Origin of the sequence: Hydrogenophaga sp. 2FB, from assembly GCF_005503365.1 — a bacterium.
Classification (GTDB): Bacteria; Pseudomonadota; Gammaproteobacteria; order Burkholderiales; family Burkholderiaceae_C; genus Hydrogenophaga.
Genome location: NZ_SCML01000052.1, coordinates 1 through 15414, shown reverse-complemented (window position 1 = coordinate 15414; position 15414 = coordinate 1). Strand labels below are relative to the sequence as shown.

General features: G+C 60.8%; 12 protein-coding genes and 3 pseudogenes. 14 read left to right on the top strand and 1 reads right to left on the bottom strand.

Annotated features, from left to right (window positions below; genetic code table 11):
* Positions 1-16: 16 nt before the first annotated feature.
* The 5 genes from FFS09_RS31255 (at position 17) to FFS09_RS23960 (ending at position 5937) form a co-directional block, all read left to right on the top strand.
* A complete protein-coding gene (locus FFS09_RS31255) occupies positions 17-277 on the top strand; it encodes a hypothetical protein (RefSeq protein ID WP_137921460.1) in 261 nt (86 codons plus the stop codon).
* Entirely contained in the window at positions 270-1775 is a 1506-nt protein-coding gene (locus tag FFS09_RS23975; protein WP_137921459.1) for an Arm DNA-binding domain-containing protein, read from the top strand. The genes FFS09_RS31255 and FFS09_RS23975 overlap by 8 nt, the downstream gene beginning before the upstream one ends.
* Positions 1776-1917: 142 nt before the next feature.
* Positions 1918-3984, top strand: coding sequence for a hypothetical protein (locus tag FFS09_RS23970; RefSeq protein ID WP_137921458.1), 2067 nt, complete (start codon positions 1918-1920; stop codon positions 3982-3984).
* A gap of 11 nt (positions 3985-3995) precedes the next feature.
* Complete coding sequence (locus tag FFS09_RS23965; RefSeq protein WP_137921457.1) at positions 3996-5363, top strand: AAA family ATPase; 1368 nt, start codon at positions 3996-3998, stop codon at positions 5361-5363.
* A gap of 85 nt (positions 5364-5448) precedes the next feature.
* Positions 5449-5937 (top strand): protein-tyrosine phosphatase family protein, encoded by a 489-nt coding sequence (locus FFS09_RS23960; protein WP_137921456.1) that lies wholly within the window; start codon positions 5449-5451, stop codon positions 5935-5937.
* A 52-nt stretch (positions 5938-5989) separates the two neighbouring features.
* Here FFS09_RS23960 and FFS09_RS23955 read toward each other — a convergent pair whose 3' ends face one another.
* Positions 5990-6436 (bottom strand): helix-turn-helix domain-containing protein, encoded by a 447-nt coding sequence (locus FFS09_RS23955; RefSeq protein ID WP_137921455.1) that lies wholly within the window; start codon positions 6434-6436, stop codon positions 5990-5992.
* A gap of 396 nt (positions 6437-6832) precedes the next feature.
* Between FFS09_RS23955 and FFS09_RS23950 the strand changes: the two genes are divergently transcribed.
* The 9 genes and pseudogenes from FFS09_RS23950 to FFS09_RS23915 all read left to right on the top strand — a co-directional run.
* The gene (locus tag FFS09_RS23950) at positions 6833-7936 is read left to right on the top strand and encodes an IS5 family transposase (RefSeq protein ID WP_137921454.1); all 1104 of its coding nucleotides are present in this window, start codon (positions 6833-6835) and stop codon (positions 7934-7936) included.
* Positions 7937-8025: 89 nt separating this feature from the next.
* Positions 8026-9468, top strand: a complete 1443-nt coding sequence (locus FFS09_RS23945) for an IS1182 family transposase (protein ID WP_252374499.1) — start codon at positions 8026-8028, stop codon at positions 9466-9468.
* Between the two features lie 479 nt (positions 9469-9947).
* The gene (locus FFS09_RS23940) at positions 9948-11384 is read left to right on the top strand and encodes an NAD-dependent succinate-semialdehyde dehydrogenase (protein ID WP_137921452.1); all 1437 of its coding nucleotides are present in this window, start codon (positions 9948-9950) and stop codon (positions 11382-11384) included.
* A gap of 1200 nt (positions 11385-12584) precedes the next feature.
* Positions 12585-13236, top strand: a pseudogene (locus FFS09_RS23935) (IS5 family transposase); the annotation flags it as partial.
* 191 nt (positions 13237-13427) lie between these two features.
* Entirely contained in the window at positions 13428-14357 is a 930-nt protein-coding gene (locus FFS09_RS23930; protein ID WP_137921451.1) for a LysR family transcriptional regulator, read from the top strand.
* 6 nt (positions 14358-14363) lie between these two features.
* Positions 14364-14465: pseudogene (locus FFS09_RS23925) on the top strand (IS110 family transposase); the annotation flags it as partial.
* Positions 14466-14633: 168 nt separating this feature from the next.
* Complete coding sequence (locus FFS09_RS23920; protein ID WP_502703757.1) at positions 14634-14747, top strand: transposase domain-containing protein; 114 nt, start codon at positions 14634-14636, stop codon at positions 14745-14747.
* Positions 14748-14812: 65 nt separating this feature from the next.
* Entirely contained in the window at positions 14813-14950 is a 138-nt protein-coding gene (locus tag FFS09_RS30715; RefSeq protein ID WP_171020160.1) for a hypothetical protein, read from the top strand.
* 141 nt (positions 14951-15091) lie between these two features.
* Positions 15092-15301, top strand: a pseudogene (locus FFS09_RS23915) (IS66 family transposase); the annotation flags it as partial.
* Positions 15302-15414 lie beyond the last annotated feature (113 nt).

The following is a 15414-nucleotide window of genomic DNA, read 5'->3' as shown; positions in this document are numbered from 1 at the left end:
GAAAGGACATCCAAGCATGCAAGTAGCCATCTCTGAGGCAGGCCCTCAAACCTACCTGACGACGGCAGAGTTGTCAGCCTTGATCAAATACGACTCAAGGACGATCCGTGATCGCCTGAAGGACAGTGTGCTGCTCGAGGGGCGTCACTACATCCGCCCATTCGGGGGCCGCAAGACGCTCTACATCTGGGAGCATATCCAAGAGGACATGGCTCGCCATTCGCACATGTCGAGCTCCCCCATTCCAATGACCCACGGAGGAGCGCTCCGTGGGTAGTATTCGCCGCCGCTCCGAATCGGGGCTTCTCTTCCTGGACTTCGTGTTTCAGGGGCAGCGCCTGCGCGAGCAGACTGCGCTGCCTGATACCCCTGTCAACCGCAAGCGCCTCCAAAAGGCTCTCGAACGCGTCGAAGGCGAAATCGCCCTCGGCACCTTCGACTACCAGAAGACCTTCGGCAAACCGTTGCCATCGAGTCAAGCGGTGGCCGAAGTCGTTGCAGAGGAAAACGCGCCTGAACTGCAGCGCCAACCCTCGACTCGCGCCGGCACGCCCACCTTCAAGGTGTTCGCCGACATGTGGTTCGCGGAGTCGGAGGTGTCCTGGCGTCGCAGCTACAAGGTCACGCAGCGTGGGTCGATTGACCAGTACCTCATTCCCTACTTCGGGGAGAAGGAGGTCGGCCAGATCACCAAGGCAGACGTACTGGCATTTCGGGCAACACTCGCCAAAGTAACCACCCGAAAATCCCAGAGCACATTGTCCAACCGTCGCATCAACTCCGTGATGAAGCCGCTGCGGCAGATTCTTAACGAAGCGGCCGACCGGTTCGAGTTTACTTCCGCGTTTCGCAACATCAAGCCGCTGAAGATGAAGCGCAGCGACGTGATGCCGTTCACCCTGGACGAGGTGCAGCAGATCCTCACGACGGCGCGGGTGGACTACCGCCAGTACTTCACCGTGCGCTTCTTTACCGGCATGCGCACGGGTGAAGCACACGGCCTCAAGTGGAAGTACATCGACTTCGAGCGCCGGCTCATCCTGGTGCGTGAGGCCATCGTGCTGAAAGAAGAGGACGAACTCAAGACCGATGGCAGCGTGCGCGACATCCAGATGAACGACCTGGTGTTCGATGCGCTGCAGGAGCAGTTCAAGGTGACTGGCAAGACGTCCGAGTTTGTGTTCTGCAACCGAGGCGGAACGCCCATCGACAACCAGAACTTCTTGAACCGCGTGTGGTCACCGCTGCTGCGCCACCTGGACATCCCGCACCGCCGGGCTTACCAGATGCGCCATACCGCCGCCACGCTGTGGCTCGCTTCGGGCGAGGCGCCGGAGTGGATCGCGCGCCAGCTCGGCCACACCAGCACCGAGATGCTGTTCCGTGTCTACAGCCGCTATGTGCCCAACCTGACGCGGCGCGACGGTTCAGCCATGGAGCGTTTGCTCAAACAGCACATCTCGGTGACACCAGTACAGGGCATGGTGCTGCGTTTGCCTGAAGAACTGAAGGCGGCGCAGGCGATCTCGGTGCAAGCTGATGAGGCCGACGATGCGGACAAAGTGGTCTTGACGGCAGACGGTGAAGAAGGCGTCGAAGACACGGAAGAAGTGCCGACCCCGGTTGCAGCGCTGATGACCGCGATCACCCCAATCACTACTGCGCCGTTGAAGCACTCCGCAACGCGACGGGCCAAGAGCGCCGCGCGCGAATCAGTCGGCCTGTTGCCCTTTCTCAGGAGCCCGGAGCCACCGGGTTTTCTGAAACGCGAGTAGCGACACACGCCGCAGGCCTTCGCGCCTGAACACCACACGTTGAACCCACCGGACGGGCAAGGGCGCAAAGCCTTCGCCGCCTGGAAGGGCGCAGCTTTGCCCAATCACTTTCAAACATCTCAAATTTCATCAGGACAACATCATGAATTCGAATCAAAACGACAACACCCCGAAATTCAACTCCATCGAAGAATTCGCCAACGGCCTGGAGCACTTCACAGCCGAACTGCGCAAGCGCCTTGCGCTGCGTGCGACGCATGAGACCGCCGTACATGTGCCTGCCGAGCCGATCACGCCTGCGGCCCCACGTGCCTACATCTCCGATCCCGAGGACGAGTTCACCAACGTCTGCGGCGAACTGCTCGACCCGTTGTCGGTGATCCGGGTGACCGCGCACATCAGCGCCGCACAACCGTTCGGGTCGATTGCATCTCCAGCCGACCAGCGATTCCTGGACGTCATCACGAGTCTCGGCGGCGAACGCAGCGGCACGATGGACGTCTCCGGTTGCATGTCCCTGGCCCGCCTGGGCGCCGGTGACCAGACCGTGCTGCTGCCGTCGGTTCATGGCAGCCGCTGGGTTCCCCAGCCCGGTGTGTACGAGCTCGAACTCATGAAGCACGCGATGCCCAACGTGCCATCTGATGTGTTGGTGCTGCAGCAGTTTGGCAAAGCACATCCGCAGCCGGCTGCCACGCCCTGGGTGCTGCGCCATCTGGGCTTGCACGAGTCGGTGGAGCTGGACCTGCACCGCGTGCTGGCCAGTCTCAAGCCGCTGCACCAGGCGTTCCTGGTGGCCGCGATCAGTCGTCCGGACATTGAACATTCACTGTACGCATCGACCGCGCCGTCTGCTCAGTACCCACAGGCGCCAGGGCGCAGCTATGCCTTGCGCACCGGCATCCATGCTGCCATGCTCCTGGACGAGTTCGAGCTTGATCGGGACGAAGCCTCGTTGGTGCGCCTGGCTGCGGTGCTCGCCGATCTCGGCGCGCTGAACCTGCCCAACAAACGGCCGTCGATGTTGTCCGACGCGGCTTCGCGTCTTCAGGACGGGGAACTGCGCAGGCGCGCCCATCCGTCCACCGTGCAAGTGCTTGGGGCTCTTCTGGATCGCCTGGAGAGGCTGGAGCCGGAAGATGCCCTGCGGTTGCGCGCGCTGTGGAGCGGAGAGGGCGAGAAAGAGTTCCGCCTGGGCAGCCGCTTTGGCCCGTTGTCCAAGAACCCGGTGGACCCCCATGTGGCGCGACTGGGCCGAGCGCTGGGCGACGCGCTGGGACGCGCCCGAGACGCGTACGGGATTCAGGTGAATGCCGTGATGTCCGGTCAGGTTGACAAAGGCTATGCGCCTGGCCCTGACCTCGGCCGTGTCGCTGGGGTCGGCAGCAACGCTGCATCCGTCGACATGATTGAGTCGGCACCGGCACCCACCCATCAGCCTGCCGACGCGCCGGCTGCAGTGTCTCCCACTGGTGGTGATGTCATCTCCTCTGGCAACGTGGACGCCCGCCAACGTCGTCATCCTCAACGTGTGGTGCTGTTCCCCTGGAGTGAATCCGACGAGGAGCTGGAGTTCGCCCAGTGGGAAACCTTGGGCGACCCGAACGACCTGTTCATGCAGGGCGACGGCGCAGATGCCCTGGTGGTTGTGGATGCCGAGGCCGATGCGGACGGCGACACCCCCGCCGGCATCCCTGCGGCGATCCCCACCGATTCACCTGCCGACGACCTGGGTCGTGCGGAACGCTCGATGGAGCTTTCAGTTGATCGATCTTCTGACCGCTGGCCTCGTCCCAGTCTGGAATGGGCCGCCGGCATGCTCGATGGCGACGGCTGCATTGCCATCGTGAAGCAACCGTTTGCGAACCGCAGGTCGATCTTCCGCCTGATCGTGTCCATCTCCCAGAACTGCCTTCAGACCCTGCAGCATTTCCAGCGCTGCGTGAACGTGCCCAGCATGATCTACGCGGTGCGGCGCCAGATCGGGCGCAACAAGCAGGTCTACACCCTCAACTTCACAGGGCCCAATGCCATGCGGCTGGTGGCGTTGCTGCACGGCTACCTGGTGCGCAAGCGGCAGGAAGCGGCTGTGGCGCTGTCCTTCTGCGAGAACGGTCAGATCAGCCGACGCTTCGGCCGCCATGGCGTTCCCCCGGGCGTTGAGAGCATCCGCGTGGCGCACTACAAGAAGCTGCGCGCGCTCAAGTGAGGGGAAATCGAATGAGTCAACATCCTTTCACCGAAGATGCCGAAGCGACTTCTCCGGAAAACGCAGACCAACGGCACCTCGTGAATCGCGAAGCGCGCGCGTCGTTGGTCACAGACAGTCAGTTCGTGGAACAGTCGATCCCGGCCGGGCACAGAGCTTTCAAGCACGTGCTGGTGACCCAGACGCTCAAGGACGAGCTTGATGCTGAAATCCTTCGGGAGGCCGAACGCAAGAAGACAGAGGAAGCGGAAGCCGAGAAGGCCCGGTTGGAAGAGGCTTGTGCCCAAGCCGTCGTGCTAGGTGCAGAGGGCGGCGAGCAAGCCAAGGAAGAGTTTTCACGTGCGCAGCGCAAGGGGATCATCATCGGGAAAGCCGAGCCGGAGGCCTTCTGTGAGCAGTTGAAATCCCTCCCCATCAAGAGGAAGTTTCAGGTCTACGAGCCCTCGGCCATTGAGAAGCTGCGTGAAAGCAAAGGACACAGCGACGCCGATGTGCGCAAGCGCAACGAGGCCATCTTCAAGGAATTGCAGTTCAAGGGTGCCTGGCGCAGAGTTGACTGGCCACGCCATCTCGACGTCGTACTGGCCCTGGAGCAGAGCCACCCCCATTTCTCGGAAGTGATCCACTTCGTGGCCGACCGGATGGCCTTGGCGAAGGTGAGCCGGCGCGCCGTGCGCATCCCGCCCATGTTGCTCGCAGGACCGCCCGGGGTGGGAAAGACCCATTTCTGCGAGGCATTGGCCAAAGTGCTGAACGTGCCGGTACGGCGTCACCCGATGGACCAGGCCGAGACCTCATCGGCCTTGCTTGGTTCGGAGATCACCTGGGGCAACACCCGCATTGGCCTGGTCTTCGAGATGCTGGCCCATGGCGATCACGCCAACCCGCTGGTGATCCTCGACGAGCTGGACAAGGCGCGTGGCTTTGGCCGATCGGCCGATCCGACCGCGGTGCTGCACAGCCTGCTGGAGCCGGTGAGCGCCAGCAAGGTGCGAGACCAGAGCGTGGAGATCGAACTCGATGCCAGCCTCATCACCTGGATCGCGACCTGCAACTACCCCTGGCTGATCGCCCCCACCCTGCGATCCCGTATGCGGGAGTTCTTCATTCGCATGCCCGATGCCGAGCAGGCTATTCAGGTGGCCCGTGCGGTGGTGGCTGCCGCCACGAGAGATGCCGGTGTGCGGCTGGAGAGGGCGCCGGACAAGGCCTTTGTTCTGGCGTTGGCGCATCTCAGTGCGCGAGAGATCTACCAACTCACTGGCTCGGTGATCGCTCAGGCGGTGAGGCAGGGCAGGGGGGCCGTCAGCCTCGACGATCTGCCGGTGGAGGTGCTGGGGGATGACGTATCAAGCGCGCAGAGGCTGCGCTTGCATTGAGGACGGCGGAATGCCGCGCGCGTGGCCGCATTGAGACCAGAAGACCGGTCGATTCATTCAAACAAACAAGAAAGAGGACAGAGATATGTTGAAAGAAGTGCTTTTCATGGGCGTGCGCGAAGCGATGAAGCTGGAGCCACGGCAGGACACGGTGATCATTTCGATCCTGGATCAATTCGAAGAATGCAACCGACCCGATCACTTGCACAAGTTCCGAGATCACTTGATCCTGAACTTCGTGGATACGTTCGAGCGGCCAGGAGATCCTGACTGGCCAGATCAGATGTCAGAGGAAGAGCACAAGGTGATCTGCAAGTACGACGAGGACAAGGCGCCTGAGCTCAGTGATGCGAAACGGATCGTCGAGTTCATCGACAAATACCGTGACGCACCTGAAGAAGTGCGGTTGATCGTGCATTGCCAGGGCGGTGTGAGCCGCTCGGCGGCCGTGGCCAAGTGGGCTGGGGAGTTTTACCGCGTGCCACTGCCGCAGGTGGGCGACGGTATCCATCTGCTGGAGGGCGCGAATCCACGCGTGATTCGGTTGCTTGCGAAGGCTGCAGGGGGGCGATGACGGCGCTGGCACGAGAGCGCGCATGTACTGCGGGCCCCGAGCACACAAACATTTAGGCTTGAACCCGTGTCAAAGCTTCGCGCTTGCCAAGCTTGCGCACAGCGAGGATCTTCTCCAGTTGAGCGGCCCTGGGGGTGACCTGTCCACTCTCCCACTTGTAGATCGAGAGAGCAGAGGCACCAACCAGTTTGGCCATCTGCGCTTGCGTGAAGCCAAGCTGCTGGCGCAGTGCCAAGAATTCGGCTGCACCGAAGATGATTTTTCGGCCGGGCTTGGCACGGGATGCTTCCGCAGGAGCCTTGCGTGCAGACTCCGCTCGCGGCGTTGCACGGCTCAATGCTTTGACCCGGGACTCGAGCGACTTGAGCTTGCGCTTGAGGTCTGCGATCTCGGATCTATAGGTTGCGGAGCCCTTGCGAAGGGCAGAGATCTCGTCGCGTAGCTCTTTTCGGGCTACTCGTGCGATCTCTTTCTTGAGGGAGGCGGCGAATGTTGTCATTTGTGCATTTTGCACGGCCCTTGCAAAACGGGGCGCGAAACGAGCAGCTATCTGTTCCTCTGACTTCCGCTTCGTGCCAACTGGGCCGCTGAAAAGCAACCGTACCACTGGCTTTGAAGCGTCCGGAGTTCCGGGGGCGCGTCAACTTTTTCGGGGCCACGTCACCTCAGAGCCTGTGAACATTTAGCGGCACGGATGCTGCTTGCCGATTGGCATGACCAGCATTACCACTGAACCGGCATCGAATGGGCACACAGGCGCACTGTTCGAGGGCCTGCCTGTTCCTGCGGACAGCGCCACTGCCCTGAACCGGAGCACGCCTAGCAGGCTGCTGAAATACCTCGACGCAAACCCGGTGAGTTGGTCCTGGGGTAGGTGTAGGCAGGACAATGCGGCATGCGCGGATCCGACACGTTCACCGAAAGCCTGTTCAGCATCAAGAAGCTCGATGACTTCGTGCCTGCGACGCACCCGCTGCGAGCCATTCGCGCGATGGTCAACGACGCGCTCATCGAGCTCGAAGATCTGTTTGCTGGCATGTATGAAGACGCCAGCAAGGGCGGGCGTCCCAGCATCGCGCCGCAGAAGCTGCTGCGCGCGATGCTGCTGCAGGTCCTGTACTCGGTGCGCTCGGAGCGCTTGCTGATGGAGCAGGTGCAATACAACCTGCTGTTTCGCTGGTTCATTGGGCTGTCGATGGAAGACAGCGTCTGGGTGCCTACGGTATTCAGCAAGAACCGCCAGCGGCTGATCGAGCACGATGCGGTGGTGGCGTTCTTCAACCAAGTGCTCGCGCAGGCCCAGCGCAAGAACTGGTTGTCCAAAGAACACTTCAGCGTGGACGGCACGCTGATCCAGGCCTGGGCCAGCCACAAGAGCTTTGTGCCCAAGGACGGCGATGGTGGTGGCAGCGGTGGCAGCGGTGGCAGCGACTTCCGCGGCCGCCCGCGCAGCAACGACACCCACGAATCCACGAGCGATCCGGATAGTCGGCTGTACTGCAAAGGCAAGACCGCCAGCGAAATGCGCTTCATGGGGCACACGCTCATGGAGAACCGCAACGGTCTGATCGTCAATGCCATGGTCACGAAGGCCGATGGTTATGCCGAGCGCGCAGCGGCCAAGGACATGATCAACGATGTGCGGCAGGCCAACGCCGAAGCTGCCATCACCCTGGGTGCAGACAAGGGGTACGACGCGGCGGAGTTTGTTGCCGAGTTGCACCGCCTCAAGGTTGCACCGCACGTGGCGCAGAACACCTCAGGGCGGCGCTCGGCGGTGCCCGATGAGATTGCCCAGAGCGAAGGCTATGGCATGTCAATGCAATGCCGCAAGCGCATTGAGCAAGGCTTCGGATGGGCCAAGACTATTGGTCAAGTCCGTCAAGTGATGGTGCGTGGGATCAAGAAGGTCGCTCAGATGTTCGTGCTGAACATGGCCGCTTACAACCTCGTGCGCATGCGTTCGCTGGGACAGGTCCGTCTGCAGCGTGCGCAATGAGTGCATAAAGGCCGAAATCCGGCGCTTGCGCGGGTCGAATCGAGGTCCAAACGCAGATTCAGACCCTCGCGGCCGACCAAGCGACCGACATCTCGCTCCCAGTGAAGTTAACGCGGGTTCGACGCTTGGTATTTCAGCAGCCTGCTAGAGGTGCGCCGCGGGTGCAAAGCGTGGTGCGCAACCAAGTCGAGCTGCGTGCCTGCGACCTCGACTCGACCTTGCCCGCCGAGCACCAGGCCCGTGCCGTCTGGGCCTTCGTGCAGTCGCTCGATCTTCAAGCCCGGTACGCGCAGATCCGTGCCGTCGAAGGCAGCGTCGGGCGCGCGCCCATTGACCCCGCCATTCTGATGAGCCTGTGGCTGTACGCGACGCTGGACGGCGTGGGCTCGGCACGCGAACTCGACCGGTTGTGCGAGAGCTGCGATGCCTACCGCTGGTTGTGCGGCGGGGTGGGCGTGAACCACCACACGCTGGGCGACTTCCGGGTTGCGCACGCGCAGTGGCTGGACGGCCAACTCACCCGCAACGTGGCAGCCTTGCTGTCGCAGGGCCTGGTCAGCAACCGGGTGGCCCACGACGGCATGCGCGTGCGTGCCCATGCAGGTGCGGCCAGCTTCAGGCGCCGCGAGACTTTGCAGCAACTGATGCAAGACGCCCAGGCTCAAGTTCAAGCGCTCAAGCAGGAGCTGGGTGCCGGCACCCGGCGCGTGCGTGCGGCGCGCCAGCGTGCGGCCAGCGAGCGCGAACAACGCCTTGAGCGCGCCCTCCAGGCGATGGACGAGATCGACAAGAGCCTGTCGGGCAAGGGCAAGAAGCGCCAAGCCGACTGCACCCGGGCCGACACGGCGCAAGACGAATCGGATCGAACCCAGACGGCTGTGGACGCTCAAGTGGCGGGCGAGCAAACCGCCCAGGAGCACCCCAAAGAGACCAAGAAGCCCAAGAAGCCGAAGGAGCCGAAGGAGCCGCGCGTGAGCACCACCGATTGCGAGGCGCGGGTGATGAAGATGGCCGACGGTGGCTTCCACCCGGCGTTCAATGCGCAACTCGCGGTGGACACCGCCACCATGATCATCACCGGCGTGGACCTCATCAATTCGGGCAGCGACATGAACCAGATGCTGCCCATGCACGAGCAGCACCAGGACCGCTACGCTCGGGTGCCAGATGAGTGGCTGGCCGATGGGGGATTTGCCAAGCACGGGCATATCGAGCAGCTTGAAGCGCGAGCCACCAAAGTGTTCGCGCCGGTGCTCGCGCCCAAGGACAAGCAGCGTGATCGGTATGCACCCCTGCCCGGCGACAGCCAGGCGCTGAGCCAGTGGCGCGAGCGCATGGGCACCGATGCGGCCAAGCAGCTCTACAAGGAGCGCGCGGCCAGCATCGAGTGCACCAACGCGCATCTGCGCAACCGCGGCTTGCAGCGCGTCAACGTGCGCGGCCTGATCAAGGCTCGCGCGGTGCTGCTGTGGCACGCGCTGGCCCACAACCTCAAGCGGATGATGGCTTTGAACTTCGCGTTCGCGGCCTGAGACGCCGGAAATGGGCCCACACGGGCTGCATTCGCGGCCCATCAGGCCCCCCGTCAACGCAAAGCCGCTTCGACAGACAAATTTCCTGTCGAATCGAGTCGGCGCGTCCACCCCCAGAGCTCGCACGGCTCGTTGCGTCGAATTCATCGCCGAATCTGAAAAGTTCACGGGCTCTCAGGGCGACACCCAAAAAAAGTCATCCCATTGAAATTCGAAGTCAAAATTTGGCCTGTCAGGAGTTCACAGGCTCGAGGCGGGCTGGAAAAGCGAGTTGGGTTCGGTTCAGCTAAGAGCGCGCCTGCGCAGCTTTCTAAGGCTTCTCAAAAGCTGTTGTTTATGAACTAAAAAAATATTGATTTCGTTTGGTTGAATATATACACTAGGCTTGTTCAACGATTTCAACCCATGCCGCTCGCTGCTTCAGCAGCTGACCTGACAAGTCCGACCCGCTACCCAAGCAACCTGCTTTTTACTGCTATATGAGTTACCCAACCACGCAGCTGCTCATCAACAACAGGTGGGTTGAGTCAGGAGCAAGCCGGTACGGAGATGTCCTGAATCCAGCAACCGGTCGATGTATCGGGCGAGTAGCGCACGCAGAGACGAAAGATCTTGATGCGGCGCTGGCCGCTGCGCAGCACGGCTTCAACTCTTGGCGCTCAACGCCTGCCGTTAATCGGGCTTCTATGATGCACGCAGCGGCAGCTTTGCTTCGTGAGCGGACTGAATCGATTGCACGCCTTTTAACATTGGAGCAGGGCAAGCCTTTGGCCGAATCCATCACTGAGCTTGCAGCAGCAGCGGAGATCATTGATTGGTTTGCGAGTGAGGGCTCCAGGGTATATGGTCGTATAGTGCCACCGCGATCCGAAACCGGCCAGCAACTGGTCCTGAAGGAGCCGGTTGGTCCCGTAGCGGCATTCACTCCGTGGAATTTCCCCGTGAGCCAGATTGTTCGAAAGCTTAGCGCGGCGCTTGCAACAGGATGCTCGTTCCTCTGTAAAGCCCCGGAGGAAACTCCCGCATCTCCGGCCGCGCTGATGCAGTGTTTCGTAGATTCGGGCTTGCCGCCCGGAGTGGTGGGGCTGGTGTTCGGCGATCCCGAAAGCATTTCGCGATACCTCATTGCTAGTCCGATAGTCCGCAAAGTTACCTTCACTGGCTCGACGCCTGTAGGAAAGCAACTAGCTTCGCTCGCCGGATTGCACATGAAGCGAGCTACTATGGAACTCGGAGGGCATGCGCCCGTCATCATCGCGCAGGACGCAGATGTGGAACTCGCGGCAAAGGTCTGTGCCAATGCAAAATTTCGCAATGCAGGACAAGTGTGCATCTCTCCGACGCGCTTCCTTGTGCACCGGGATTTGGAAAGGGGCTTCGTGGAGGCGTTCATTCGGCACACCCGTCAGATCAAGATGGGCGACGGGTTAGAGCAAGGCACGACGATGGGACCGCTTGCAAACCCGCGACGGGTAGTCGCGATGACGAGATTAGTCGCCGACGCTGTCGAAAAGGGTGCAAAGGTGTTGGTCGGCGGGGCGCCTGTAGGGATAAGCGGCAACTTTTTTTCACCGACAGTTCTTACTGGTGTTTCGCTAGACGCGCACGTTTTTAATGAAGAGCCTTTCGGCCCCGTGGCTGCCATCCGCGCGTTTGATTGCCTAGACGAGGCCGTCGCCGAGGCAAACCGTCTCCCTTTCGGGTTGGCTGGCTATGCATTCACTAGTTCAATAAAGAACCTCCATCTCCTCGCCCAGCGGATGGAGGTCGGAATGCTTTGGGTGAACCAGCCCGCCGTTGCCGGTCCAGAGATGCCGTTCGGTGGAGTTAAGGATTCCGGCTACGGTTCTGAGGGGGGGCCTGAAGCTCTTGAGGCTTACCTCAACTCCAAGTCGGTCGCCGTCCTCGCGAACTAACGCCGCTTCGCAGCCCCAAAGCGGCCTATGCACGCTCTACCTCATCGCAAGCCCCAGCTTTGTTGTCGACCTTTGATCCGGCCGGGCATGCAGGAAAGCAACCGCACCTCTAGTTTTGAAAATCCGGAATTCGGGGAGAGGGCGGCCTGGGGCGGCGGAGTTCCTGATGATCGGACTGTTAGCCACTTTAGTGGCCGAACACTTCGTTGGAACTCCGCTGCTTTATGCACAGCTGATCGCCCTAGCTTATAGGGAAACGCTCAAATTGGCCCTGTGTGGATCTGTGCGGAAGGACTTTGCTGCGCGTTGGTGCTGTATTGCTGAATGCTCGGATCTCGATCGAGGAAGTCACGACGCTTGAGGTAGATGACCGCGTCGGGAGTCGTGGCTGCGGCCGCCGTTTTCGTGCTTCCGCTGCGTTCGCCATTTCGTCCTCTGAAGAATCGCGAGAGTGAGTGCCTCACGCTCGTGAATGTCACTGGCGTGACGTATTTCTCCACCGCCGTCCTCATCATCTAAGCTGAGGAAGCCTTTTCACTGTGAAGCTAGAACGTGATGAACTTTTCAGTTGTCTGCAAAATTTGCACCGCTACGCTAGCAACCCTGATGGCGAACGGCGATGAGTCGGATAACTTGGTACAAGTTACCCTCAAGCGTGTTCGTCGATGTTTTACCGTTTGGCCTCACAAGTTGCGTTCGGTGGTACTCGGCCTCATGCGACGGGCCGACACCGATCCCCTGCAAAGGATTTGCACACGAGAAATCGACTTTGATGGAGGATGTCAATTGCCCCCTTTACCGAATCGTCGCATGAGAAGCGTCGATTCAAAATTTGACGAACTACTGGTGGAGCAGTGGGAATCGCTGGGACGAGGGAGCTCGGTTCCGGGAGGACGCCATGACGGCAGTTTGAATTGCCCAAGACCTTGATCTTCTCGCATGGCTGGCTGCTGGCTCGTGCCGATAGGGGGCGGAACGCCGGCACCCGCTCAACTGATAGAGGCCTGGCGGGTGGCTCTGGAATGGGGGTAACTCTGAATTGGAATTGGACGAGCCGCGAAGGCGGTCAGCGCCTCGTCGGGCCGAGGTGTCATCGTTTGCGCAGGTCGCCCTCACCGTAGATCTAGGGATGGGGCTCAAAACTCCGTGCAGTCCCCGATGGTTTGAAGGTCCGAGCCGAGGAACAATGGCGTCATGAAGCAGATACTGGCCACCGTCATCAGCACGCTGACCGCCAAGGGTCTCTTGCTCAAGAACGGCATGGCCATCGACGCCACGCTGATTGCAGCACCCAGTTCGACAGAGAACAACAGTGGCGAGCGCGACCCGGAGATGCACCAGACCAAGAAGGGTGACCAGTGGCACATTTGGCATGAAGGCGCACATCGGCGTAGACGCCGATTCGGGCTTGGTGCACACGGTGGTGGGGACGGCTGCCAACGTCAACGAAGTGACGCAGGCCAGTGCGCTGGTGCATGGCAAAGAGAGCGATGTGTTTGCCGACGCGGACTAGCATGGTGTGGCCAAGTGCGAAGAGACGCAAGACATCGAGGCGAACTGGCGCGTGGCGATGCGACCGGGCAAGCGCAAAGCGTTGGACAACAGCACGCCCATGGGCGTGATCCTGGACAAGCTCGAACATGCGAAGGCCAGCATCCGGGCCAAGGTGGAGCATCCGTTTCGGGTGATCAATCGCCAGTTCGGGCATGTGATGGTGCGCTACCGCGGCTTGAACAAGAACACCGCGCAGTTGCGCACGCTGTTTGCGCCCAATCTTTGGATGGCGCGGCGGCACCGACTTTTGAGGATGGCTCAGGGAGGAGTGCGCCTGCAGTGCGCGCGCAGGCCTTGATGAGGCTTCAAAAGGGTGACAGATCGATGTTTGAACGACGGAGCTATCGAAACGGGTCCCGCGATTTGATGTGGCGAGACTGATGCAATCAGCAGGCTTCGCCACGCCGGTTATGAACGCCATCCCTACATCAGAACGCACACTAATCTCCCCCCCATCTACAAACGGAAATATTAGTAAAAAAACATAATATGAGCCGATTCAATATCAAATCTTTAGACCTAAATTTGCTGTCGGTGTTCGTCATTCTGTGGGATACGCGTAGTGTGAGTCGAACAGGCGATCTGCTCTCGCTCACACAGCCTGCGGTCAGTCACGCATTAAAACGGCTTAGAGAACGCATAGGCGACGTCTTGTTTGTCCCAGGGCGCCACGGGATTGTGCCGACCCCTCGCGCCGCAGAGCTCATAAATCCGGTGCGTGAGGCACTCGAGATAATCTCGAACGCGATCCGGCATAGGGCTATATTCGACCCCGCCGTAAGCTCGGTGGAGTACCGAGTCGCAACGACCGATTGGATCGAAAGCTGGCTCATCCCGAATCTCGTCGAGTTGATCCACCAGGATGCGCCGGGCATCGTGATCCGCAGCGTGCCGCTGTCGGAGCCGGACACTCTTCGCGACCAGTTGGAAGCGGGCGACATCGACTTGGCAATCAGTCACGAGCCTGTGTTGGGCATCGGCATAAGGTGCGAACCGCTGACCGAAATCTCATTTGTCACAATGATCCGGCGGCAGGATGCGCCGAGTGAACGCAGGTTTCCGTTAGCAATGTTCTTGGAACGTCCACACGTCGTGTTTCGCATGAAGCACTTGGGAAGTGCGCGGATCGATAGCGCGCTTAAAGCAATGGGCCACGCGCGGCGAGTGGGTGCCGAGGTCCAAACCATCTATGGAATGCTTGCGACTGCGGCTCGGACAGGATGCATCTGCACTGTGCCGGCTCACATGGGCGGACGATACGCCCGCATGTTCGGCCTCAGTGTGCACGAGCCGCCTGTTCACGTCCGCCCGCCTCATCCTCTCTTCCATGCGTGGCATGCGCGCTTCGAGGTGGACCCCGCGCTGGCATGGCTCCTTGCCAACGTTCGCCAAGCCGTGGCACCGCAGGATCAGCCATAAGCGCATCAGCTGCTCGTGAAGAAGCAACTGCGCCGGGACCAGATGGAGACATTCTTCGTCAATCTGCCTCCGTGTTTGCTGGGCATGGAGGCTTGTGGGAGCGCTCACCGTAAGCGTCTTCTCAGTACCCTCTGTTTTTGCTGAGGGCTGATGTGCAGGATCGGTGGTCCGTGCACGCTGCGATGGTGTGCCGAACCGATCACACGCGGCCTACGGTGAATCCGGGGAGAAGCGAGGCCGCTCGGCATAGTTCGGCGGTCGGCATAGTCGGCCAAACTGCACGGATACGATCCGTGGGTCTACCTCAAGGACGTTCTGGAGCGGCTGCTGGCGCATCCGTTCCATCGGATCGACGAGTTGCTGCCGCACCGCTGGGGACCGTCCGCCTGACCACTGGCTTGCCCTTGCCTCCACCGTCAAGATGGAATGGCTGGCCGCCTACCACCGTGCGCCTGATGGCCCCGCAGTTCGTCAAGCCCTACGTCAAGACCAACAAGAATGATGCAGCCGACGCCGAGGCAATCTGCGAGGCTGGCAGACGCAAGCAGTACTTTTCCGAAGCCTTGGCAAGCATCAAGATCTTGTCAAGGTGAGGCATCGAGTCTGACGAAACGCTTGTGTACTTAGAACTTATCCGCAAATAGTAAACTCTCGTTCCGAGCCGAGATAACGCGGCGTTGGAGAGCGCGCATGGGGACACGCAAGCGAGTGGACGCGTGGGTGTTGGCGCCGAGGGTTCAGCAAGCGCGAAGGCGCTGGACTACAGCCTGCGACGCTGGGAGGCGCTGATCCGGTTCGCGGGTGACGGGCAACTGCCCGTGGACAACAACTGGATCGAGAACCAGATCCGGCCGATTGCCATTGGCCGCAGCAACTGGCTCTTCGCTGGAAGCCTACGAGCGGGCCAGCGGGCGGCAGCGGTTATGAGCCTGATCCAGTCAGCGGTAAGCGTCCAGCGATCCCATCTTGACGGTGGAGGCAAGACAACGCAGTGGTCAGAAAGGCTGTACCCAGCGATGCGGCAGCAGCTCATCAATCCGGTGGTGGGGATGTGTTT